This window comes from Vibrio sp. KUL70 (assembly GCF_059725515.1).
In genome coordinates this window covers 51414-74570 of the sequence record NZ_AP045836.1, presented here as the reverse complement: position 1 = coordinate 74570, position 23157 = coordinate 51414, and the positions used below count along the sequence as shown (strand labels likewise).

Sequence of the window (23157 nt, the reverse complement as noted above, 5' to 3'; positions counted from 1 at the left end):
TTTGATAGCATTAATCTAAATGACTCATACTATTTAGAGTAGACGTATTTATTGGCCTATGTGAAGGCAAGCCAACATTTTGTGTACAACACAGAAGTTGAGACCTACTCTTACCTACTTACACGGTTTGAGATTGGGTAAGGAGCGCAGACTCTCGAATCTGCTTCTCTTTGAAACTCGATAATATAAACATCATTAAGTAACCTGCGCACAATGCGATAATGATCGCCACGACATTGTCAGTAAACGCCGATATTACATAGAACATAACAACCAGCGTCGCGATACCTGTTAAGCGAATAAATAGGCTTGTTTTAAAGTGTCCGTTTGCTTTGATGTAAGCCAATTGGTAGGCATTTAGCATCATAAAAATAAAGAAGATAGAGAAGTGGAACAATACAGGTGTTGCGCCCACATATTCAACAGGGAAAAGCGTTTCAACAAGGTTCGAACCGAACAGCAGCATCGTCAAGAAAAACGCACCGCTGACAATAAATGACAACTTAAAAACCCATCGACGGATAAGTTGAATCTCCGAAAATTCACCATTTCGAACCTTCACAGACAGTTCAGGCAGAACAAAGCGGTAAATGGGGAATACGAATAACATCGTCATGTATGTGAAGACCGGACGCACCACAACCTGAAAATCACCCAATTCATCAACACTGAAGTAGCGAATCGTCAACAACACAGCAATGTAAATCATAAGAATGCTTGCTCCTGCTTCGAGTGTCGCAGTAAAGCTCTTTTTCACATAGCCGTACATGTCTGAATTAAGCTGTACAGGCTTAATTGGCAGAGTCGATATCTCTTTTCTTCGGCTGATATACATATAGAGCGCTGTTATCAACGAAGATATGGTCAAACCATAGAACAGCGCCGTTAACGCACTGAATCCAGCAATATAGTAGGCGAATAGAAACAGAGCCGCGTTCAACGCAGGGTCAAGCCAAGTGGTACGGTTAGTAATATCGTACAAACGATACATGGCAACTAAATTGGTAAAGTAAAGCTTTAGCCCCAAACCAAAAATGATGCCCACCAACTGTAAGTATTCGACTCCGATGTCGAGGCTGTGCTTGATGTAAGGAATCACCCCACCCCACGTCGTTAGGACGACGAAAATAAGGGTAAAACGGAAGACATTGATAATATCGATATCATTCTTGGTTTGAGAATAGGTCACGACCATGGACGAGCGGAAGCCCGTCATCAGTATCATGGACAGAGAAATGATATCAACGACAGTATGAAAGAGCGCCAAATCGGTTTTTGCTACCCAGCCCGCAAGCCATATCTTAAAGGTAAAACCTATCGCAATGCTGATTAATGTTGCCCATATACCGGAAATAAACGCCTTCTTTACCTTGGTGACTGATTGTGAATGCATTTCGAATACTACTGTCATAGGTGAGATTTCCACATAGTATTGAAAGCTATTCTCATTTACAACAAAACTCTGTTGCACCACCCGTAACATTGGCTATGCAAGAAGCTAGATCAAAAGCATGTGCACTTTCTTGAGAAATTGACTGAACAGTCTGTTTATAGGCAGCACAGACGGCCACATCAATCGACACAAACTCATAACGATTGCTTAGGTACTAAACTGAATTTATGTCACCTATAGGCAGGACGTGACACTGCCCCTTCAGCATCAAATAGACACTACTTACCTAAAAGCTAAATAAGGAATACAACTTTGGAATGCGCGACAAACTTGTCAATGTTCAGCCTGAACACTCCTTTCTAACAGCGTCTTGAGTAGCAGAAATGCAGCGCCACTGTACGTGACCGTGCAACAGATTTAAGTGGTACTCACGAAACTCTCTTGGTGAATATCCGGTACTTTTTTTGAAGGTGTTCGAAAAGGTAGACAGACTCTCAAAGGAGACATCAGCGGCAGCTATGTGACACCTTCTACTAAGCCTTTAGACTGAACCCACTGTTTTGGGGGTTGACCATATAAGCGTTTGAACTCTCGACTAAACTGAGACGAACTGACATACCCGACTTCCATCGCCGCTTCACTAACATTTGCGCCAGCCGCAATTTTCATCGCAGCACTATTGAGACGCATCGACTTCATAAATTGTATTGGAGACATTCTGGTTGCTTGCTTAAACTTACGATGCAGCACCGCCCTACTCATGCCCACTAACGATGCGAGTTCATCAATAGTTACGTTCTTATCGAGGTTTGTAGACAAATGCTCAATAGCACGCGTAATCCCATTTCCTACACCAAAAGCCTTTCTGATTAATGAACCACAGTCACCTTTCAGCAATGTGTAGTAGAGTTCTCTTAAGCGGCCTTCCCCTAAGACCTCAGAACGGGTGACGTTGTCACTTATTTGAATAAGTCGGTATAAAGCTTCTGTAAACTCCTCGTCCCAATTCGAAAGCAATAAACTTTGTGGTTGCACGTTACTTTTTGACGCTGGCGCAACATCTATCATGTCCTCTATTTCGATCGTAAGCTCCTTCATCACGTCTGTATCGAGAGATACATACACTCCAATCAATGGATCTTGTACAGACGCTTCTGGTGTCCCAGCCTCAACCGGAAGCGTGGCAACACAACACATATATTGCTGGCTGTCATAAACAAAACGATCGCCCTCCAATATCGCCTCTTTTTTCCCATTCAAAATCACAATCAAAGCCGGGTCGTAGATTGCAGGCGCACAAGGGACTGCATTGGTCACCTTGAATAGTTGTACGCCTTTAATTCGGCTTTCAAACATGCCATCTGTCGTTAGCCTCTCGGCTACCAAATCTTTTAATTTCAGCTTCATCGAATTACCTTAAGACAGCAATGATACTAATAGGCAAGAAATAGCGACTAATCCGCGTACTAGCCATTCCTATTGAGAGTTATAGTTCATTTTGTGCGGAATTACTACATTAAGCAGCACACTTAAAAATGCAATCAAGGTGTTTTTGACGATACAGAGTCGTAAATCAAAACGAGGTTAATACAATGGCTAATAAACAATTTGGTAATAAAGGCTGGACACCCGATAACATTGGTTCTCTTGCTGGAAAAACCTATGTCATTACAGGTGCTAACAGTGGGACCGGCTATCAAGCAACACGAATACTCTTATCAAAGGGGGCCAAAGTTGTGATGATGAACCGTAATCCAGAAAAGTCTCTAATGGCTATTACAGAGCTTAAAGAAACACTAGGGACGGATATAGATATCGGCTTTATCACCATGGACCTCAGTAGTTTAAGTTCTGTGAAGAAAGCCGCATCACAACTTCTAGATGAGGTAGAGAGAATTGATGCACTTATCTGTAATGGTGCCATCGCTCAAGTCGCCAAACAGGAACTCACTGTTGATGGGTTTGAGAGCCAATTGGGCGTTAATCATTACGGTCATTTCTTGCTATGCGGTTTGTTGTATCCGCGCATAGAAGCCAGTAAAGGGCGAATAATCGTTGTAGGAAGTACCGCATATAAAATGGGTAAGAAACGCATTCAATTTGAAGATATCAACTTCAATAACAGATATACAGCTTGGGACTCTTACGCGCAAAGTAAGCTTGCTCAAGTGATGTTTGCTTATGAATTACAACGCCGCATCCAATCACTTGGAAAATCGTTACAAGTTCATGTGTGTCATCCTGGAGCTGCAAGAACAAACTTGTTAAAAGACACGGCAAGTGCATTCAACAAAGTCTTATGGGCTGTGATGTCTAGATTCATTGCTCAATCAGCTGAGAAAGGCGCGTGGCCCCAATTGCTATGTGCGACACAAAATGGACTGACGTCTGAAACCTTGTATGGGCCAACTAAACGCGCTGATACCGTAGGGCCTGTAGACGTCAATAATCTTGACAAAATCGCCCTGAATCAAGAAATGGCAAAGAGACTCTGGGCTCTTTCAGAGAACGCGACATCTTTTACTTGGGAGCTTAACTCCCCTAACCCCACATCATATATACAGAAATCAAACTCTTGATTCGATGTAAGTTTAGATGCATTGGCAGAACGTAATGCTAACGTGGGCACGACTTTCTACAATGAATTGCGGCTCTATGTTGTCAATGTTCAGGCTGAACATTGACAAAAAAGGGACATAATCGCAGTTCAAAATTAGTCATCTAGACGATTAGTGATATGACGAACAGAGCCCAATACGTCGGATGCCATCATACCGACTTGTCCATACGTATTGGCATTGTGATCAGCAGCCATACTGTGAATGACGCTGCCTAGTATTGCTGCATCAATAGGTTGATACCCTTGTGCTAAGAGTGAAGAGATGATGCCAGCAAGTACATCCCCCATCCCACCAGTCGCCATCCCAGCATTACCTGCGTGGCATACTACCGTTTTGTGACCATCGCTAATTAAGGTTCCTGCCCCTTTAAGTACAGTGACACATCGATATTTTTGACATAGCTTTTTAACAGAGAGATAGCGATCGGCTTCAACTTCTTTGACACTGCAATTGAGCAACATTGCCGCTTCACCAGGATGAGGCGTGATGACTGTATTCTCTATAGGACGAACATCTAAGTCATCTTGCGCTAACCAATAGAGGCCATCCGCATCTATCACTTTTGGCATATCATAAGCTCGACTGATAACCGCCTCATAAACATGTTTACCCCAATCGAGTCTACTTAAACCGACACCCACACAGATACTCGTGCACCACTCTAGTCTTTCAGACAATTGCTCGACATCTGACACCATAGCTTCAGGTAACAAAGAACGCATAGGGAGACAGCTAGATTGATGGACAATAGAGGCCAGTAACCCCGTTCCTGAGCGCAACGAAGCTGCAGCGGCGAGATACGCAGCACCACTCATGCCGTCTCCGCCGCCAACAACCAACAAACGTCCGTGGCTACCTTTGTGTGAGTCTTGAGCTCTGACTTTCATGTTATCTAGCCACCTTGCACTCGTGAGCAAAGCATTTGGTGTATTATGATCAGCAAAGGCTCGATCTATGCTTAGCCCTGCAAACAGCAACTCACCGACATAACTTCGAGCTTGAGCAGTAACTAAGCCTCTTTTGATGGCAATAAAGGTGACAGTCGCATTTGCCTTAACCGTCGTTCCAAGCTTTCTACCGGTATCGCTATCTAGCCCCGATGGAACATCGATTGAGATGATAGGGCAGCTAGACTTGTTTAATGTGATGATGACTGACTCGGCAGCCCCCCTGAGTTTGCCAGTGATCCCTGTCCCCAAAATCCCATCAACAATAAGGTCGACACTATCGTCTACTTCAAAGTTTGGTTCATGCACTTTGCCGCCCGCAGATAGAAAGAGTTGCTCTGCAGACTTCGCATCTCCACTTATCTTTTGAGGTGAGCCAACTTGCCATAAGGTCACCTTGTATCCCGACATCAATGCTAGCCTTGCAACAACATAACCATCACCGCCATTGTTACCCGTTCCAGTAACCACCAAAATACGGCGACAATGCTCATACCTTTGCTGAATGACAGAAAATACTGACTCTCCAGCTCGCTCCATCAAATCATACATCGGAATATTGAGAAATTCTGCGACTCGTTTTTCTCCCTGTCTTACCGTATCAGATAAGTACAGCTCTTCAGGTAATTCTGGTGTCGCTAAGCTTGTAAACATGAGAGACCTTAAAGACTAATGTTTGGTTCTACTTATTGAAAAGCATATAACATTATTTATTGGTTTGATGTGGCCTAGCGAGCAACATCTATTACAAAAACAATTTGTACAAAAACGACAATCAAATGTGTCAATGTTCAGGCTGAACATTGACAACATCTCAAGCCACAAATCTACCTTCCAGTAGCCAGGTACAGTGGAAGTTACGTTATAGAATCTGCGCTTACTCTTTAGCCTTGATAATAGGTTAAATGTTCACAATCTACTCCTGTACTTAAACCTTTAACTCCGGTAACCAGTAGAGTAGGGCAGACTAACAAGATTTGAGGGCAAGCAACATTGCCTTATGTTCAGGCTGAACATTGACAAAAAAACTCCTCATAGGAGTGATAGATGGGGTAGGTTACTAAATGGTAACTGCTTGTCACTAAAGGGAATCACTTCTATATTTGAAGTGGTTTAAGAATCCAATTTCGACAAAAAGGGAACCAGATGGGACACTCAAATAAACTCAAGGCCGGGGATTCATTTCCTACGATTAATGCAAACTTGCTCGACGGAACAAGTGTCACCTTAGGTGAGCCAAAGTCAGGAATGACATGGCAAGCGGTATTCGTTTATAGGGGCAAGCACTGTCCACTGTGTACAAAATACCTCAATGAGATTGAAAGCTATAAACAGGCCTTCAACGATGCTGGTGTCGATATTATCGCAGTCTCAGCAGACGCAAAACATCAGGCAGAAGAACAATTAGAGAAACTCGACATCTCTTTTCCCATTGCGTACGGACTCACCGAAGAACAAATGAAAATACTCGGCGTCTACATTTCTCTTCCACGCTCAGAGCAAGAAACCGATCATAACTTTGCAGAACCGGGATTGTTCGTCGTTAATGAAAAAGGGGAGTTACACGTCGTTGATATTTCAAACAACCCTTTCGTACGTCCAGAACTTGGGGCGTTAACACGCGGATTAGCTTGGATACGAGATCCTAATAACCATTACCCAATTCGCGGCACACTAGATTACTAACCTAAAACAGAAGTAAAAAAGCCAGCTAAGTGAAACTTAAGCTGGCTTTTATTTATCTAACGTAACATTAAATTTATTTAAGTTGTATGTTGTGATCTTCCGACCACACCCGTAACTCTTCAAGGATACCCAACGCTGTTGAACCAAACTCAGTCAGTTCATAACTCACAGCAATTGGACGATCGCTAATAACTTTACGAATAATCATGCCTTCAGATTCAAGCTCTTTTAATCGTTGGTCGATCATCTTTTTACTCGCGCCACCCAGCATTCTCGCTAAGTCATTAAAACGGACGGGACCATCTTTCAAGTGATAGATAATGGAGCCTTTCCATTTACCGCCAATTAAACGCATACCTTTTTCTATAGCACAAGGTTCAGTACAAACATTCGCAACCGTTTTACGACCTTTCGTATCTATAGTAATGGAACTTTGCATAATGAATACCCCGATAAACTTCCACATTAACTGAACTTAGTATACAGCAAGTCAATACTGCCCGCGCTAATAAAGAAAGCCTTAAATCCAACCTATCTAAACTTAAAAATGCTCCTGAAGATGAGTTTCAAAGCGTTCGAAATCACGCTCAATATCCGCATTTTTCATGACATCGAAGCAAGAAAAAGTTGGAATAGAAGTCATACCAAAGAAACGAAAATTTGCATGCATGTGGAACATTAAATCATCAACGCTTTTACCTTGGAACAGATATTCATTGTCATCATCAAACGACTCTTCAGGAGCATTAAATGTCAGTGATAGCATGTACTTTGTTCCAGTTTGAGTGCCACCTGTGCCGTAATTTTTCTTAGGGCCACTTTCACTTCGACCATCAAATGCACAAAGAGCACCGCCCATACCAGCAGTAAACACATCATCCATATACTTTTTAAATGACCACGGTACAGACATCCAATTGACAGGAGAGCGAATGATCACTCTATTTGCCCATGTAAAATGTTCAAGTTGCTCTTCTACATCTATCTCATTTTGCATAGAAACAATACGAACTTCATAACCTTTGCTCTATAAAAGTGTTTGAGCTTTATCAACCAAAGTTGCATTCAAACGACCTGGGGAATAAGGAGAAACTTCGTGTGCGTTAATAATCAGTACATTAATCATTGTCTTTACCTTTCACTATCTTAAATTGAATAGGAGAGGACACTACCCATCCGATAGTGGTTTATTATGGTAACCTAAAAACAAAGTTCAATTAGTATACTTTTGGTAACCTAATTAAATTATCAATAAGTTACTGATAATTATTGAAAATTATTTTTATAATAATCAAAAATTCGACTAACTGGAGTAGTTTAAGTGTCAAGTTGCACAGTGAACGTTAAATTCAATTTCAATGACTGAATAACCAACATCTCCACACAGCTAAAATGTTACAGTGTAACCATGTATCGTGTAGGACAATAGAAATAGCAAAAAAAGAAGATCGATTAAACCTTAACTGCTATGACAATCAGAATAATCTAAAGCGTACTAAGAACATTTTTTATGAACACAATGATGAATAAAACATCATCAATAATTGGTCAATGTTCAGCCTGAACATTGACAACAATTAATCTATTAAATTCCTTACATTTTTGATCAATCAATGACTGCTCGTTACATACTATTGTGATCTTAGCTTTAAGATCAACACATCATAGTCCACCTTAACTCATTATTTAGATCAAATCGATTTCGTTAAATGTTTATATCTAAAAATCTAGAAATAATGACATTTGACGATCTATTACTTGAACTTAATTTAGTTCAAAGCAATAGATTATCTCTCGTCTCAAAAAGAACAAATAATGCGCAAAAGGACTATTAAATAGTTAAGAATTGTTTGTAAACTCAACAACTCATTGCAAAACTCTCTTGAGTTTTGTGATGAGGTTTTGAGTCACCAACAGAACCTAAGTGAAGTTGGTAGTTTTTAAAACTAGATCCTAAAGGTTCTAGTTTCTTAGTAGAGTGCTTTAAGTAATAACATTTACCGATAAATCGTAGATATTTGCCGATTAGATATAGATATTTACCGAAATTCTAATGACATTAGACGATCTAACATATAAATATTTACCGATCTTATCTGTTTTAATATCAACATTAACCGATCTCGAATGTAGTAAGATCCTGATTTAATAAAACCTAATGATCTTAAAGCGATCTAAGCACACAAAATAATCACAATACGGTTCCTAGGAGGATAAATCGGTAAACAAAGATCAACTAACTACAACTAAACATTTACCGAAGTAACTAAACATCTACCGATATTTATAGGGTTTTATTGTGATCTACTATCAACATTAACCGACATGGTATGGATATTTACCGAAGTTAATGAGTTAATCGAAGATCTCTGTTAGACTACCACTATCGTATCCATAGGTAATGATCATGACTTCATCATCAAGCTTAACCGTTATTAATGAAGAAGATCGAAAGAATCGATTCATCTCATCCATTTTGTTTTCTAGAGCAACGATTTTTCATCCAGCATCTCGATTAACGTCAACTATGCAGTCCAAGTTGGTTGAAATTGCACAAAATGGTGGTACGGATCTTAACTATCCATTAGAAAGCGTGAATATCAACAGCTACGGCAAAAATTTTAGAGTTGATCTTCATGTTGACTATTTACTGCAACCTCACCGCGATATCTTAGAAACTATGTTGGCTTACGCGCAAACGATCCAATTGGATGATTCTTCCTATGAAGCAGGTGCACGGCTGACTTGGTCTCAGGTATACCAAACAATTACCGATGGCGATGTTTCGGATACACAAGAAGATGGCTTTGATTCATTTATTGATCGAGATGCAACCGTTCTTTCAATGAGTATGTATGAATTGGCAACGAGAATGGGAATGGCAACAACACGAGCTAACTATGATCAAATTGAGCGTAGAATTACTCAATTGGCAACCGCACATCTTGTGATCAATGAACTCGATGATGATCAAAATGTCGTTGGTAAAAAACCACTAGAGTTTGTACAAGATTATCGATTCTATTGTGATCGCAGCAAATTTAAGACTGGTCGTAAAACAACTAAGAATTTAACCAACCACGTATTTTTGGTTCCTGATATGCGCTTACTACAAGCCATTCGTGATCATGGTTATTATTATCGTCTCGAACAGCACAAAATGACGAACTACAGCAAGCCATCTGTACGCTCATTTTTGAAGTACATAACTACACATAAAGCAGAGTTTCTTCATAACAAGAAGTTTGAATGGGCGCTTGATAGCTATATCCAGTCTATAGCTTCGAAAGTTAGCCACAGCTTTCGTAGTGATCTTAGAAAAGATCTGTTAGCGAATGCAGTACAAATTGAGAAAGACTTTAGTCTTCAATTTCGAGACGTCGGAAATGGTATTCAGATTTTCTATATCGGAGAAAGTGAATCATGATAACTCAATCTCTTGATACGCTGATGTCGTCACGTGCAAGTCAAGAAATGAGCTTTAGCTTAAAAGGTTTACTTAAAGGTCAAGTGGGGATGTTGATAGCAGCTCCTAATGTCGGTAAATCTCACTTAGCACTGTGTATCGCTATGGAACATGCCTCTTCGATGACCCTATTGGGTATGAGCGCAGCCGATAGGCCCGCCAAAACACTGGTCTTGAGCTCGGAGGATGGGGCAGGCGTTATCCAAACCAGAATGAAAGACAAGCTAGCCAGTTGTGCTCCTACAATTCGCTCTGAACTGAAGAACAACTTGCACTTCATGACCGATATTGAGCCTATCGTCATACCGCCTGATTGTTCACATCAAGAGCAAATGGAGCATCAGCAATACTTGGCTCAACTTACAGAGACCTTTTCTCAATTTGATTTAGTGATCATCGATACCGTAACCGAAGCAATCGGGCGATGTGAGGAAGTGAAGCACGACAGATTGATTAAGAACGTGTTTCAGTCGTTAGCCAATGAATCAGGTGCAAGCCTATTGCTAGTACACCACGTAAACAAAGATGAAATTCGTGGCAATCAAGAAATAACCATGGCTTCAGGCGCAGGGCTTACATCGGTAATGCGTTTGACCAAGTGTTTATTTACGTTGAAACGCAGCAAAGACCTAATGTCGATTAAGTATCTGAAAAGTAACTATCTACCAGAAAACGAGAATCAAGAGTTTGCGGTTGAAGTACGCCAAAGCCTGACTATAAATCCTGAGCTATACAACCCGAAAGCGCGCGCGAGCAGCAAAGGTGTTAGAACGACGACTCGAATTAAAGCTGCGCCTAAATCAATTACACTATCCGGGACCATACCCGAGCAGGAAGAGATCGAAGAGCGCAAGAACCTACGTGATGTTCTCTAGAAGCATTTTTCTCGCTCTTCCTATACTGGTCGAGGTATTAACTCTCGAGTGCAATGAGGGTTATATTGCTCATTAGATCCTTTTCTTTCAACGATTTGCTGTGCCGTTTACTTCATCAAACGCTTGATTAACAAGGGTTGCAAGTAAATGGGCAGTTGCAGAGCGCCGACTAGGGGCAAGAACAGTGGTCCGAGATAAGCGCCTGCAATGGTGTAAGTGAGTAACACATTGCGGTTTCCCGATGTGATAGCGGCAATCATCGCTTCATCGCGATCGGTAAATTTAAATATCAAGTAAGCGGTCACAAAAAAGCTCAGGCATAGAACAAAACCCAGCAAGAAAAGGTGAAGTGCGTGCTCTGGGCTTGCATCCCACAATTGACGAAAGTCTCCCATCAGGCCGAGCGGGAACAGAAACACCAACATGATGTTGTACTTAGCCAATTCAGCATGCGCCTTTTTGATCTTGGATAGATCAACGAAGGCATGGATCACGAAAGAGAGTGCGATAGGGCCAACGATGTAAACGATCAACTTAAATAGATAGGCTTGCATATCTAACTCAAAGTGATCGTTGTAAGCCCACCATAACGTCGCGTATAGCGCCACAGGCTTTAGTAGCGTAGATGTGATGGTATAAGTCATGGCTGAAAAGTAATCCAAGCCAATCGAGCGCACAATCGCTGGTGTTGCAAACAGAGAGCCAGTAGCTGCTACTCCTAACATGGCTAATGCGTGGTCCTGATTTAAGCCGAATGTCATTATCACCGCCCCACAGAGCGCGATCATGCCGAAGGTATGTATTACCGCATAGAGCCAACCTTTCGGGCGCACTAGGGATTTGAGTAGGGCTTTTTGGTCGAGTCCGACCAAGGTGAAGAACATTAAAAAGAACAAGACAAACGGTAATATCTTAAATACATGCATTGAGATGCCAGGAACAAGAAATCCTAGAAAGCAGAATGCAATGAGTAGCCATGGGGCTTTACTTGATATGTAGTCGAGCATATTACCGTTTTTAAGGGAGCAGAGCTCGCCTCCCTAGTCCTTGTGACTAATTATTTGGAGCTATTTAACAATGTGTGGCGACTGAACTCAAACAGTTAAGTAATAATTTCCACTACGCATCAAGAATTTAGACGGAAAGTAAGCGTTCACCTAAATTCCTGTCATCATGTCGCAGCAGACCACACTACTTACGCAGTATTCATTGACGCAGTGGGGGAGGGTATATCCATACCCCCATCAAAAAGCCCCCATTGCAATGCAGTGAGGGCTTAAATCAGATTCCAATAATCTAATAGACGTTTAGTTCAGAGCGTAGTGCTTTTTTGCTGCATCAAGGATCTGGTTGGCTTCCACATCGTCGCCCCAGCCTTGCAGTTCCATGCCACCGTCTGGACCTTTGTAGTTTTCAAACCATAGACCAATGATGTCCTGAACGCCTGGATAGGAGCTGTTTAGATCGTTCAGAGAAGTCACATCTTTAAATGGTGAATCGTTAGTGAGAATGCCTACGAGTTTGTCGTCTTGCTCGCCGTCATCTAGCATTTTCATTACACCGATCAGACGAATAGGAACAACTTCACCTCGTGGTACAGACTGACCAAGTACAATCACATCCAACGGGTCGCCATCGCCACCAAACTCTTTAGGTAGAGCAGTACGTGGGATAGAGCCATAGTTACCTGGGTAGCCAAGATAGTTAACCACGCGTGGTGCACCTTTCTTGTGCTCCCAAATCACTTGTTTGTCATTGTCTTTGCTGAGTTCCCACTTGGCAGAGGTGCCTGTTGGGATCTCTACAATTGCATTGACGATGCCATCAACAGAAGCGGCTGGGTAATCATTGAAGCTTGAGTTTGCTTCGAGTGTGAATTGGTCTAATTGTTTGAGCACGGGAGCTGACGCTGCTGCTAAGTCGTAGCTTAAGCCATTGGCGGTAGACGTTGTTTTATAACGCAGCATGTAATCAACCTTACCGCGCTCTTTGAACAATTTATCGAAGCCTTTTTGATTGTATTCGCTAAACTGCCCCATCTGCTTAACCGAAAGCTTTGAGCCACCAACGTTGTTGGTATCCATAGATAGAATATGATTGCTGACTGCATTGATAGCCTTTGCGTAACCTTCGGTAGAGTTAAGATCGAAGCCTGCGACATCAATTGCTTTACGTACTTCTTTAGACCAGTAGAACTCTAAAAACGGGACGGGGTCACTCGGCTTGTCCCAGCCCACACCGCGAGAAAAGTACATCAGTGAGCGGTATTGATCATTGGCGAAGTTGGTTAACCCAAGAGAGGTAGGGAGTTGTTGATAGCTAATCGCTTCACCGTTGTGATTAAACAGCCATGTATTGCCATCTTTTACCATTTGGTTCCAGAACGCATCCATGTTTTTGAGGGTGCGGTAATCTTTATCAACCACCACATTGACATTGAATGATGGCCCACCTTGCGACATGCGATAGAACACATTGAATGTATGGTGTCCGTCAGTCAGGTAGTATTCATTGTTGGGTGCGATGACTACTGTCTTCATGTCTTGTTTACGTGAACCTATTTCCATCTCACAGGTAAAGGTCGAAGGAATATTAGGGTGTGCTTGGTCTTTGATGCTCACTACGCCTTTTTGACCATTGGTTTCACAAATTTCATCAAACATTTTTTCTTGGTCAAATTGGTAGCGACCCAACTTGTACATAATTTGGTCATAACCTACAGATGGTTGAGTAGGTTTTAACTCATGGAGACCAAGGTTAATTACATCGCCTTCTGAGACATTGCTTGCATGAGTGGGTAAAGCAGAAATAGCCAGAGCGCCAATGGTGGCAAGAATCCCAATTTTAGTCATAAGTCCTTCTATATTTGGTATAAAAATTTATGCGCTAAGTTAGTGTGTAGTCGTGACATTAAGATTTCACTTTGATAAAGAAGATATTGCAGTCGTTCGTGCCTGCAATAAAAGAACGTATGAAGCCAAAGATGGCGCGAAATAGGCAATATGTGACTGATAAATAGAACGTTAAGTTGATCAAGAAATGTTCACTGTCTCACTCCTGCTAAAATGAAACCTGAACTCGCGCCTATATGTAAAGTTGACATTGTTGTAGGGTAATTAAATCGTAGGAGGTGAAAATGTTATCCAAAAAGACCACAGGCTTGATTGTTGTTGATGTGCAAGGAAAGCTCGCGAGCTTGATGCATGAAAGCGACGCCAATATTGAAAATACGACGAAGTTAGTTAAAGGTGCCAAAGCGCTGAACTTACCCATTGTATGGCTAGAGCAAAACCCAGAACGTTTAGGTCCAACCGTTGAACCGATTCGCGAAGTGTTAGCGAAAGATCATCTAGCGATCGCTAAATACACTTTTGATGGCTGCAAAGAAGCGACGTTTAAACTGGCGATAGAAAACACCAAAGTCGATACTTGGTTAATCTGTGGGATCGAGGCTCATATCTGCGTCTATCAAACCGCGTTATCGCTGCGCAAAATGGGGTATCGAGTCGAGCTTGTTACAGACTGTACCGCTTCAAGAACGGCTGCAAATAAAGCGCTGGCGCTTGCCAAACTCACTGCGAATGGGGTGGGGCTGACGGGCGTTGAAATGTGCTTGTATGAAATGGTTGAAGATTGCCGTGCTTCAGAGTTCAAAGAGATTCTATCCCTCATCAAATAGCGTCTAAGCCGCGACGGGGCGTTTTCTGTTTCCTCCTTTACAAGACGATAAAAAATCCTCAAGTCGGAACTTGGGGATTGAGCTACATTGGTGCGTTTCTGAAGCTAAGTGTTGTTGAGTGGAATGACTCAAACTGGGCAGGGGAACCCATATTAAAGACGCCATTAAAACCTGAACCTTCTTAAAAATGGAGTCATCTTTTATGGTTTTAGTATCGTCTACACTTGTAGTTATCTACACCTATTTCTAACTCTAAATATGAAAACTAAACGGTTTCCGTTACTTCTTGCTGTCTGTTGCTGCAGCGTATTCGCACAAACTGTGCCCTACGGTGAACAGTCCATAGAGCTCAGTGAGAAAATCTCCCCCGGCACTGATTTTAATCAGTATGTGAATGCCAACTGGGAGTCTAGTGCAGAGATCCCATTAGGCTATCCATTTCGAAATGCTTTCGTAGATGTACACCTAAAGACACAGAAAAACCTACGCACTATTGTCGATGAGCTTACCAAGTCTAAGTTATCTAACCTCACTCATGATGAAAAGAATATCGTTAATCTATATCGTAGCTACATGGATTTAGATGAAATAGACCGCCGTGGTTTATCACCTCTCGAAAAGACGCTTGAGGCGATCGAGACAATTAGCACTAGGGAAGAAGCTGCCGCTTTCATGGCAAAAGCTGGTGTGGGCTCTTTTGTCGATATGATAGTTGCTCAAGATGAGAAGGATCCAACAACCAACAGACTACATATTATGCAGGGTGGTTTATCAATGGCCCGCGCATACTATATTGACAAAGGCGAAAAAATGGATCGTATTCGTGACGAATATCTTTCATATATTGCTACGGTTTTTTCCGCACTCAACTATCAAGATGCCACAGAGCGCGCCCTGTCTGTGTTTGAACTCGAAACAGTTCTGGCTCAGGGTTATTGGTCTAACGCTGAAATGAGAGATGTTGAAAAAATGTATCGACCATTGAATCTAAGACAACTGCAAGATCATGCACCAGATTTTCCTTGGGAACTGTATTTTGATGAGCTGGGTCTTAGCGATAAAGGTCGGGAAAAGATCATAGTGATGACAGACGGAGCTATTCTGCACTTAGCTAAGACTTTCGCTCGCACAGACATTAAAACATTACGAGCCTACCTAGAATTTCATTATGTGAATGGATATGCCCGGTTCCTCCCGAAGCAGATATCTAAGGAACACTTCGAGTTTTACAGTCGTGTCTTGAATGGGGTGACGACAGACAAACCTCGAGAAGAAACCGCGCTTAGACTCATAGATGAAATATACGGGGAGAAACTTGGCAAGATATACGTAGGTCGATACTTCCCACAAGAAAATAAAGAAGAGATGACGAGACTGATAGGCTATCTTCAGGGCTCTTTTGCGAAACGCTTTGCGGCTAATGAATGGATGGATATAGAAACCAAGGAGGAAGCGCTTCGTAAACTAGATCAATTTACCGTCAAAATCGGCTACCCAGATCGGTGGCACGATACCTCGGATATTCAACTCTCTGCGAACCGCTTAATAGCCAATATTGAGAACATCAATCAACGAACTGCTAGGATTCAGATAGCAAAAATAGGCAACCCTGTCGACAGTTGGGAGTGGGACATGTTGCCACAAACTGTCAATGCCTATTACACCGCTACGTCAAATGAAATCGTATTCCCTGCGGCCATCCTACAACCGCCATTTTACTCTGCTGATGTTGATATGGCGTATAATTTTGGAGCAATTGGCGCTGTTATAGGCCATGAGATTGGACATGGTTTTGACGATCAAGGACGGATGTTTGATGGCCGTGGCGTATTACGCGACTGGTGGACTAGAACTGCAAGCAAACGCTACGAAGTAAAAACGACCCAACTCGTTAAACAATATAGTGAGTTCGAGTTTGATGGCCTGAACATTGATGGCAGGTTGACGCTTGGCGAGAACTTGGGAGATTTGGGGGGGCTTACGATCGCTCTTGAAGCTTACAAACAATATTGCATTGACACGTATCCTAATGGAAAAGCACCAGTCATAGCGGGCACGACTGGCATCCAACGTTTTTTCATAGCGTGGGCGCAAGTTTGGCGTGAAAAGGCGACTGTGGAAGCGACTCGATCACGGATCCTTAGCGACCCGCATGCTCCAAATCAGTTTCGCATCAACGGTATCGTTCGAAATATAGATGAATGGTACGAAGCGTTTAATGTTACTAAGGACAGTGAAATGTACTTGGCGCCTGATGCTCGCGTGAAAATCTGGTAAAGATGGAATAGTTGGGATAAATCACCCTAATTTTCCATCCGCATGCCATCAAACTTATGTCCTTTAGTTCGAATGTGCCTACTCGACATTGATAAGTCAGCGACACTCTCGCTGACTAAATTCTCAATGTACTAGAGGGGCTATTTTTCTTTTGAATTCAGCTTTTCTCAAAAGTCCCGATAGTTTTAATCACTCCCGACATTATCTCCGTGGAGTCGGCCTTTTTAGAAGCTTGTTGCATAGCTGTAGAGTTCTGTTTTAGGCGTGCTCTTAGGTCATCTAGTTCTTTTTGAGTTGTTGATTTTTCAGTATTTTGCGGACTATTCATAATTTACACCATTAAGTTTTTTTATGATGACATATTATTATCTACAAAAATGATACTATGTAGTTGGTTAATATCTAAAATACAGATGGGTTATAATGTTTACGCTCCAACAGTTAGAAACCTTGGTTACATGTGTAGAATGTGGTTCATTTTCTGCTGCTGCAAGAAAGTTAGGAAAAGCACAATCTGCCGTCAGTACCGCAATAGCTAATTTAGAAATCGATACTGACACTGTGATCTTTGATCGCTCCTCCCGTACCCCCAAGTTAACTGCACAGGGAACCAGACTTTACTCCTATTCAGTGAGTCTGTTGAGCGACGCTTACCAAATAGAACATATGATGAAGGCATTTGGCTCGGGTGTAGAAGAGACGTTGACCATTGCTGTAAATGCATTATTGCTCACGCCTAAGTTTTACGATGTGTTAAAAGAGTTCTACGTGCTTTTTCCCTTCACGCAGCTCAATTTAAACGTTGTCGAAAATAATCTTGTCGCTGATATGGTTGAAAAAAAGGAAGCAGATATTGGTTTTATGATTTGGGGGCAACAACCTCCGAGAAATGTAGAGCTTGGCTCGATTGGCTATGTTTCATTTGCGATAGCTGTTCATCAATCGCACCCTCTGTTATCGGATTCAAACGTCGTGTTTGACAACGTAAAAGACTACCACCAAGTGTTATTGAAAGATTCCCCCTTACACTACAACCTGCCATTAACGCGATCTAACTCTATCGTGAACAATTTGGAGGGGGTTATTGAGATAATTAAGATCAATAACAACTGGAGTTTATTGCCACATCACGTCATTAGTCATCACTCTGATTTAAGAAAACTACAAGTTAGGGGTGAAGAGAAAGATTGGTTGTTACAAGTCGATCGAGTTACTAGACAGAAGCTCGGAAAAGCAGCCCAATGGCTGGTGGATAAGAGTACAACGTTATACACGTAGTGTTGATAAAGGGATCACTAAATTATCTAGAGAAGGAGATCCTTGCTTTATACCCAACGCCCCCCAGGCATGGCTACAGTTGTCATACCAGAGCGAATCGGATATTGACCTGTGATGAATGCAGCACGACCTGCGGTACAACTAACTGTGCCTTTGTCAGAAATTACTGATTTATGGGGTAGGTTCTAGACTTAGGGCTGTTGCTAAAGTACAACTCTGCATCTTTTAGATGTATTGAAGAGAACCATGAAGCAAGCTAGAGGATTCACTCTTATCGAGTTAGTTGTCGTCATTGTGTTGTTGGGTATTTTAAGTGTTACGGCGGCTCCTAAGTTCTTAAACCTACAAGACAGTGCAAGACTTAGCGTCATGGAAAGTGTTAAAGCAACATTGCAGTTTGTCGTCGAAGGGGTGTACTACAAATCTGTCATCTTGGGGACTGATCAACAATACGAGGTAATCACGGATGTGAATGGTATCCAAATACAAACGTACTATGGTTACCCGCAAGAAATCTGGGACAACAAACTCGAGCACCTAATGGACAATGATTATGTGTATCTGGGAAATGCCTATAAAGATAGCAGTGTGTTCAACGAAATTTGTCAGGCCCCGGTTTGTGTAGTTGACCAAATTAAACTTAACAAATTCTTACCCGTCGATACCGAAGCCTATGCATTAGCACTCTTCCCCAAAGGCCACTCAGCAGGCACCAATTGTGCCGTTAGTTACTATTTTACCGTCGATCGGTCGTTGGGCGTTGCTGATGTTAACGTTGAGTTGATCGCTAGTGGTTGCTAGCGAAACCTGTGACAGGAAACTTCTTGGAAATGATAGTTAGTGTAGTGTTCAACACAAAGCCGAATGGCTCTGCACGCAATGTGACTAGTCACTTCCTCTGTCTGTCATGTGAGCGATAACAATCATCTAAATACGCATCTGGTTATATACTTTTGGGGTGTAGTGGCATAGTGAATTTGGCCACCTGATTAGAGGTGTTAAGATGCACCTCGTACACAACAGGTGAAACTATGACAAAACGTACGAGAAGAACTTTCAGCCCAGAATTCAAACTTGAAGCAGCTCAGCTGGTCGTTGACCAAGAGTACTCAGTTGATGAAGCGGCCAAAGCTATGAATGTGAGCAGATCGGCTATGGACAAGTGGGTCAGGCAGCTCAAACAGAGCTACAGCATCACTACACTGTGCAACGTCTTTGGCATTCATCGAAGTAGTTACAAGTATTGGAAGCGACGACCGAGAGCCATTCCTGCATTGGAGGTTCAAACTCGAGCGTTTGTTCAAGAGGCTCATAGTGCCAGCAATGGCTCCGCAGGAGCTCGGACGATAGCAGGGATCGTAACTAATGCGGGCATTAACTTGAGTCGCTATCGAGCAACCAAGATCATGAAAAAGCTTGGATTAGTGAGTCGACAGCTACCGAAGCACAGATATAAGAAACAGTCTCCCGAGCATGTGGAGATCCCGAATCATCTTGAGCGGCAGTTCGCGGTTACGGCCCCAAACCAAGTGTGGGTTGGTGATGTGACTTATGTCTGGACTGGCAACCGCTGGGCTTATCTAGCTGCTGTGCTGGACTTGTTTGCTCGTAAACCAATTGGTTGGGCGATGTCTTTTTCGCCCGATAGCCAGTTGACAAGCAAAGCCTTAAAAATGGCTTATGAAAGCCGTGGAAAGCCTAAAGGAGTAATGTTCCATAGCGATCAAGGCACGCATTACACTAGCCGTAAATTCCGTCAAACTTTATGGCGTTATCAGATAAAACAAAGCCTGTCACGTAGAGGTAACTGTTGGGATAACAGCCCGATGGAGCGCTTCTTCAGAAGCCTAAAAACAGAATGGGTGCCAGCTAGTGGCTATCGGAATTTAACAGAGGCCTGGAAAAGCATTGTTGGCTACATCATAAGATATTACAGCCAAATCAGGCCGCATCAGTACAATGGTGGTCTCACACCAAATGAGTCGGAACGGCTCTATTGGCAGACTTATAAAACCGTGGCCAATTTTACTTGACCACTACAGCCGTCGTTTCCGACGCGTTTATGAAGTATCAGGTGGCGGTTTTGAAGAAGACAAAAACGGTGCTCTGATTAACACGGTCTATGCTTACACCTTGTCGATTTCTTGCAACCATTGCAAAGAGCCCGTGTGCGTTAAAAACTGCCCGACTCAAGCCATGCACAAACGCGAGGGTGATGGTATTGTGCGTGTGAATACCGATCGATGTGTTGGCTGTGGTTATTGTTCATGGTCATGTCCTTACGGTGCGCCACAAATGAACCATGAGCAGGGTCAAATGAGTAAGTGCGATATGTGTATTGACCGTCTTTCAGAAGGCAAGCGTCCAATCTGCGTCGACACTTGTCCTCTCAATGCGATTAAGTTTGGCCCAATTAGAGAGCTACGTGAAAAATATGGTCACCTATCTGAAGTGAAGGGAATGCCTTCATCAGATAGAACTCAGCCAAATCTGGTCATTAAACCAAACAATGGTGCATTGAAGGGTTAATATTATGCATGAAATTTCTATTGTTGTTTTTACTCTATTTGTACAGTTTTCCATCGGTTCATCGGTGACGTTTGCTTCTCAGTATCGTCAGCAAACGTTGGTAACAAATAAGGTATTTCTGTTTGCTATCTGTGCGTTAGCGACGTTGGGGTTATTAATTTCACTTACTCACTTGGGCTATATTTGGAACGCGCCGTATGCGATCACCCATGTTGCTAGTTCGTGGTTAAGCCGTGAGATTATCTTTACCTCTGCATTTGTTGGCTGCTTTGGTTTGGCGTTTTTATGGGTGTTCTTTAAAGATCAACTCAATAAATGGCTAATTATTGCAGGCGTTATTTTTGGTCTCGCAAACCTTTATGCTATGAGCCACATCTATACTGCAGCAACCGTGGCTATTTGGCAGTCATGGGCAACATTTGCCAGCTTTTTCGGAGCGGCGATCACCGGCTTATGCTTGGCAGCAATGATTCTGTCTTTGTATAACTCAGGTAAGTTTAACCTATGGCCTGTAGGACTGCTGTTGGCTGCGACGCTTATTCGTATCTACGCACAGTATGACATGATGGCTGGTTTACAAGCCGAAGTGGATGCGCTGGGCATTATGTTCCCAATTCGCTCGGAAGTCTCCTTTGCTGAGTTTGTTCCAAATACTTACTATGCTTGGGGGGTAATGATCGCATCTATCTTTGCGCTTGCAGTAATGGCCGCTAAACAAAACATGAATCGCGCTCTATTTGTTGTCTCGGCGCTAGGTATTGTTTGTGCGGAATTAGTGTTACGGATTGGATTTTATAGCTTTTAATAGCCCATGATTCGACATGTCATTAATGCCATGGATCTAGGAGTGGTGACCGAGCTGGTCATCACTTCTGCGTGCCTAAATGGATGCGATACTTGTTTGCGGCATTGTCCCGTAGGTGCGATTGATCTCAATACTAAGCAAGTTGATGCTCAAAAATGTACCCACTGCAATCAGTGCACACTTCACTGTCCGGTGGGGGCGATTGAAGGCGTTTTGGGGCCGATAAGGTATATCCTTGACGGTTATCTTTATGTGTCAGCGTCAATGCCGGTACAAGAGCTGTATGGTTGGCTAGCTTACAAAAAAGAGTTATTGGGCCTTTTTTGCCATCGGATGACCGTCGAGCAATATGCGGCGATTAGTGAGCTAAAAACCTATCGCCGTTACCAACACCTGAACGTTGCCAAATCGACGATCGACCCTGCTAAGCGAGCAAGCGTTAAAAGCCAATTGCGCCTTCCTCCGACTTATCTGAGAAAGGCGCCATTTTACCAAGTTGGGATTGTTTTAGAAAAATGCCAAGCTTGCTGGGTTTGCTCAAATGCTTGCCCGACAGGAGCCATTTTGCGGGACAGAGAAAGTTGGGCTATCAATCAAGATCTGTGTACTAACTGTGGCCGGTGTTACGAGATGTGTGACTCCAAGGCCATTCAAGTTGAGCAAGGTGAGCCCAAGCAAGAGTTGAAACATATCGACTTGTTTCAGTGTCAATGCCACCAATGTCAACAGACTTTCTACTCAACCAAAACATCACAGAATGTCTGTTTTATTTGTCTTCATAAACCTAAATTAGAAATGAGAGAATAATGGTCGATCATCAAAGACTCGCACAATGTCTTAACATACTTGCGATTTTTTTTCGTTACCCACCGAGTTCGGATAACTTCCAATCGATTGCTAACTTCTTTCAATCAGACTGGATACCTGAGTGGATAGAGGTAATCGACGAGTCGCAGCAATGCGCTGCGCTGCAAGAGATGAATGAGTTAACTGATGAAGAGTGGCAGCAAAATTTAGGTATGGCGCAAGTATTGACCGCACCACCATGGGGTTCTGTCTACACCGATCCAGAGCAAGTGCTCTATGGTGCAACAACGGTGGCACTTCAGGCAGAACTGGATTCGATGGGGTTCGCGTTTCAATCCGAAGTCAAAGAGCCTGTAGACCATATTGGCCTTATTCTTATGGTGATGGCGAATATTGCGCAATCCAATGATCTGAAGACCTTAGAGCGTTTTCAGGAAAGTCATTTAACGCCTTGGGTTCAAGATTATCTCCGACTACTCACCGAATCTACAAATGTGCCGAGTATATTAGCTGCAACGAATTTATTGAGTAACACTTTAGCTTGGAAAGATAAGCGATAAGTAGAAGGTCGCGAGTTTTGATATGCAATCAAAGTAATTTTGTTCTCATATTCGTTGTGAAGATAAAGAACCGTTTTGGGTAGAAACCCCAACCTAACCCTTCGTTGATCAATGTAAACATAAGTTCGAGGTCTTATACTATCTCGTAACGTTCATTAGGGTTAAGACGAGAGATTTCGTAGGCGTATACTTCTCATCGAACCCTTACATCCCACCATACGGTGAAGATAAGAT

20 protein-coding genes and 2 pseudogenes are annotated in these 23157 nt (G+C 42.5%); 13 read left to right on the top strand and 9 right to left on the bottom strand.

Translation table 11 applies throughout. The annotated features are described in order from the left end of the window. Positions 1-118: 118 nt before the first annotated feature. The 3 genes from AC6I7V_RS20290 to AC6I7V_RS20280 all read right to left on the bottom strand — a co-directional run bounded on the left by AC6I7V_RS20290 (position 119) and on the right by AC6I7V_RS20280 (position 2800). The gene (locus AC6I7V_RS20290; RefSeq protein WP_498012600.1) at positions 119-1393 is read right to left on the bottom strand and encodes a hypothetical protein; all 1275 of its coding nucleotides are present in this window, start codon (positions 1391-1393) and stop codon (positions 119-121) included. A gap of 340 nt (positions 1394-1733) precedes the next feature. Continuing rightward, positions 1734-1883, bottom strand: a complete 150-nt coding sequence (locus AC6I7V_RS20285) for a hypothetical protein (RefSeq protein ID WP_498012599.1) — start codon at positions 1881-1883, stop codon at positions 1734-1736. 26 nt (positions 1884-1909) lie between these two features. Beyond that, positions 1910-2800: an AraC family transcriptional regulator gene (locus AC6I7V_RS20280; RefSeq protein ID WP_498012548.1), complete on the bottom strand. Its 891-nt coding sequence runs from the start codon at positions 2798-2800 to the stop codon at positions 1910-1912. 185 nt (positions 2801-2985) lie between these two features. On the opposite strand from AC6I7V_RS20280, the gene AC6I7V_RS20275 reads away from it, so the two are divergent. After that, complete coding sequence (locus AC6I7V_RS20275; RefSeq protein WP_498012547.1) at positions 2986-3972, top strand: SDR family oxidoreductase; 987 nt, start codon at positions 2986-2988, stop codon at positions 3970-3972. Between the two features lie 134 nt (positions 3973-4106). On the opposite strand, the gene AC6I7V_RS20270 is transcribed toward AC6I7V_RS20275, so the two are convergent. Next, positions 4107-5615 (bottom strand): NAD(P)H-hydrate dehydratase, encoded by a 1509-nt coding sequence (locus AC6I7V_RS20270; RefSeq protein WP_498012546.1) that lies wholly within the window; start codon positions 5613-5615, stop codon positions 4107-4109. Between the two features lie 492 nt (positions 5616-6107). Between AC6I7V_RS20270 and AC6I7V_RS20265 the strand changes: the two genes are divergently transcribed. Beyond that, a complete protein-coding gene (locus AC6I7V_RS20265) occupies positions 6108-6647 on the top strand; it encodes a redoxin family protein (RefSeq protein WP_498012545.1) in 540 nt (179 codons plus the stop codon). A 73-nt stretch (positions 6648-6720) separates the two neighbouring features. Here AC6I7V_RS20265 and AC6I7V_RS20260 read toward each other — a convergent pair whose 3' ends face one another. Together AC6I7V_RS20260 and AC6I7V_RS20255 are read right to left on the bottom strand one after the other, a co-directional pair. Then, positions 6721-7086, bottom strand: a complete 366-nt coding sequence (locus tag AC6I7V_RS20260; RefSeq protein ID WP_255232833.1) for a winged helix-turn-helix transcriptional regulator — start codon at positions 7084-7086, stop codon at positions 6721-6723. Positions 7087-7188: 102 nt separating this feature from the next. Then, positions 7189-7773, bottom strand: a pseudogene (locus tag AC6I7V_RS20255) (NAD(P)H-dependent oxidoreductase). Positions 7774-9048: 1275 nt separating this feature from the next. Between AC6I7V_RS20255 and AC6I7V_RS20250 the strand changes: the two are divergent. Together AC6I7V_RS20250 and AC6I7V_RS20245 are read left to right on the top strand one after the other, a co-directional pair. After that, the gene (locus AC6I7V_RS20250) at positions 9049-10074 is read left to right on the top strand and encodes a hypothetical protein (protein ID WP_032550802.1); all 1026 of its coding nucleotides are present in this window, start codon (positions 9049-9051) and stop codon (positions 10072-10074) included. Further along, entirely contained in the window at positions 10071-10988 is a 918-nt protein-coding gene (locus AC6I7V_RS20245; protein ID WP_498012544.1) for an AAA family ATPase, read from the top strand. The genes AC6I7V_RS20250 and AC6I7V_RS20245 overlap by 4 nt, the downstream gene beginning before the upstream one ends. A gap of 107 nt (positions 10989-11095) precedes the next feature. On the opposite strand, the gene AC6I7V_RS20240 is transcribed toward AC6I7V_RS20245, so the two are convergent. Next, positions 11096-11914: a hypothetical protein gene (locus AC6I7V_RS20240; RefSeq protein ID WP_498012543.1), complete on the bottom strand. Its 819-nt coding sequence runs from the start codon at positions 11912-11914 to the stop codon at positions 11096-11098. 381 nt (positions 11915-12295) lie between these two features. Further along, a complete protein-coding gene (locus AC6I7V_RS20235) occupies positions 12296-13840 on the bottom strand; it encodes a ParB-like protein (protein ID WP_498012542.1) in 1545 nt (514 codons plus the stop codon). A gap of 284 nt (positions 13841-14124) precedes the next feature. On the opposite strand from AC6I7V_RS20235, the gene AC6I7V_RS20230 reads away from it, so the two are divergent. Together AC6I7V_RS20230 and AC6I7V_RS20225 are read left to right on the top strand one after the other, a co-directional pair. Further along, entirely contained in the window at positions 14125-14667 is a 543-nt protein-coding gene (locus tag AC6I7V_RS20230) for an isochorismatase family protein (RefSeq protein WP_498012541.1), read from the top strand. Between the two features lie 258 nt (positions 14668-14925). Next, positions 14926-16944 (top strand): M13 family metallopeptidase, encoded by a 2019-nt coding sequence (locus AC6I7V_RS20225; RefSeq protein WP_498012540.1) that lies wholly within the window; start codon positions 14926-14928, stop codon positions 16942-16944. Positions 16945-17101: 157 nt separating this feature from the next. On the opposite strand, the gene AC6I7V_RS20220 is transcribed toward AC6I7V_RS20225, so the two are convergent. Next, on the bottom strand, positions 17102-17272 hold the full coding sequence (locus AC6I7V_RS20220) for a hypothetical protein (RefSeq protein WP_498012539.1): 171 nt from the start codon (positions 17270-17272) through the stop codon (positions 17102-17104). Between the two features lie 95 nt (positions 17273-17367). On the opposite strand from AC6I7V_RS20220, the gene AC6I7V_RS20215 reads away from it, so the two are divergent. From AC6I7V_RS20215 to AC6I7V_RS20185, 7 genes and pseudogenes are all read left to right on the top strand, one after another. Next, complete coding sequence (locus tag AC6I7V_RS20215) at positions 17368-18222, top strand: LysR family transcriptional regulator (protein ID WP_498012538.1); 855 nt, start codon at positions 17368-17370, stop codon at positions 18220-18222. Between the two features lie 246 nt (positions 18223-18468). Beyond that, positions 18469-19023, top strand: a complete 555-nt coding sequence (locus tag AC6I7V_RS20210) for a pilus assembly FimT family protein (RefSeq protein ID WP_276538449.1) — start codon at positions 18469-18471, stop codon at positions 19021-19023. A 230-nt stretch (positions 19024-19253) separates the two neighbouring features. Beyond that, positions 19254-20255 carry an IS3 family transposase gene (locus AC6I7V_RS20205; protein ID WP_498012537.1) on the top strand — a complete coding sequence of 334 codons (1002 nt, stop codon included), beginning with the start codon at positions 19254-19256 and terminating at the stop codon, positions 20253-20255. Positions 20256-20265: 10 nt separating this feature from the next. Continuing rightward, positions 20266-20751, top strand: a pseudogene (locus AC6I7V_RS20200) (4Fe-4S dicluster domain-containing protein); the annotation flags it as partial. 4 nt (positions 20752-20755) lie between these two features. Beyond that, the gene (locus tag AC6I7V_RS20195) at positions 20756-21556 is read left to right on the top strand and encodes a dimethyl sulfoxide reductase anchor subunit family protein (protein ID WP_498012536.1); all 801 of its coding nucleotides are present in this window, start codon (positions 20756-20758) and stop codon (positions 21554-21556) included. 42 nt (positions 21557-21598) lie between these two features. Continuing rightward, positions 21599-22363 carry a DUF362 domain-containing protein gene (locus tag AC6I7V_RS20190; protein WP_498012535.1) on the top strand — a complete coding sequence of 255 codons (765 nt, stop codon included), beginning with the start codon at positions 21599-21601 and terminating at the stop codon, positions 22361-22363. Then, positions 22363-22923, top strand: coding sequence for a molecular chaperone TorD family protein (locus AC6I7V_RS20185; protein ID WP_498012534.1), 561 nt, complete (start codon positions 22363-22365; stop codon positions 22921-22923). The genes AC6I7V_RS20190 and AC6I7V_RS20185 overlap by 1 nt, the downstream gene beginning before the upstream one ends. Positions 22924-23157 lie beyond the last annotated feature (234 nt).

Coding starts and splice junctions, on each gene's coding strand:
- AC6I7V_RS20250 (WP_032550802.1), top strand. CDS start 9,049: ATGATCATGACTTCATCATCAAGCTTAACCGTTATTAATGAAGAAGAT.
- AC6I7V_RS20195 (WP_498012536.1), top strand. CDS start 20,756: ATGCATGAAATTTCTATTGTTGTTTTTACTCTATTTGTACAGTTTTCC.
- AC6I7V_RS20210 (WP_276538449.1), top strand. CDS start 18,469: ATGAAGCAAGCTAGAGGATTCACTCTTATCGAGTTAGTTGTCGTCATT.
- AC6I7V_RS20275 (WP_498012547.1), top strand. CDS start 2,986: ATGGCTAATAAACAATTTGGTAATAAAGGCTGGACACCCGATAACATT.
- AC6I7V_RS20280 (WP_498012548.1), bottom strand. CDS start 2,800: ATGAAGCTGAAATTAAAAGATTTGGTAGCCGAGAGGCTAACGACAGAT.
- AC6I7V_RS20290 (WP_498012600.1), bottom strand. CDS start 1,393: ATGCATTCACAATCAGTCACCAAGGTAAAGAAGGCGTTTATTTCCGGT.
- AC6I7V_RS20245 (WP_498012544.1), top strand. CDS start 10,071: ATGATAACTCAATCTCTTGATACGCTGATGTCGTCACGTGCAAGTCAA.
- AC6I7V_RS20215 (WP_498012538.1), top strand. CDS start 17,368: ATGTTTACGCTCCAACAGTTAGAAACCTTGGTTACATGTGTAGAATGT.
- AC6I7V_RS20240 (WP_498012543.1), bottom strand. CDS start 11,914: ATGCATGTATTTAAGATATTACCGTTTGTCTTGTTCTTTTTAATGTTC.
- AC6I7V_RS20235 (WP_498012542.1), bottom strand. CDS start 13,840: ATGACTAAAATTGGGATTCTTGCCACCATTGGCGCTCTGGCTATTTCT.
- AC6I7V_RS20230 (WP_498012541.1), top strand. CDS start 14,125: ATGTTATCCAAAAAGACCACAGGCTTGATTGTTGTTGATGTGCAAGGA.
- AC6I7V_RS20265 (WP_498012545.1), top strand. CDS start 6,108: ATGGGACACTCAAATAAACTCAAGGCCGGGGATTCATTTCCTACGATT.
- AC6I7V_RS20205 (WP_498012537.1), top strand. CDS start 19,254: ATGACAAAACGTACGAGAAGAACTTTCAGCCCAGAATTCAAACTTGAA.
- AC6I7V_RS20185 (WP_498012534.1), top strand. CDS start 22,363: ATGGTCGATCATCAAAGACTCGCACAATGTCTTAACATACTTGCGATT.
- AC6I7V_RS20260 (WP_255232833.1), bottom strand. CDS start 7,086: ATGCAAAGTTCCATTACTATAGATACGAAAGGTCGTAAAACGGTTGCG.
- AC6I7V_RS20270 (WP_498012546.1), bottom strand. CDS start 5,615: ATGTTTACAAGCTTAGCGACACCAGAATTACCTGAAGAGCTGTACTTA.
- AC6I7V_RS20225 (WP_498012540.1), top strand. CDS start 14,926: ATGAAAACTAAACGGTTTCCGTTACTTCTTGCTGTCTGTTGCTGCAGC.
- AC6I7V_RS20220 (WP_498012539.1), bottom strand. CDS start 17,272: ATGAATAGTCCGCAAAATACTGAAAAATCAACAACTCAAAAAGAACTA.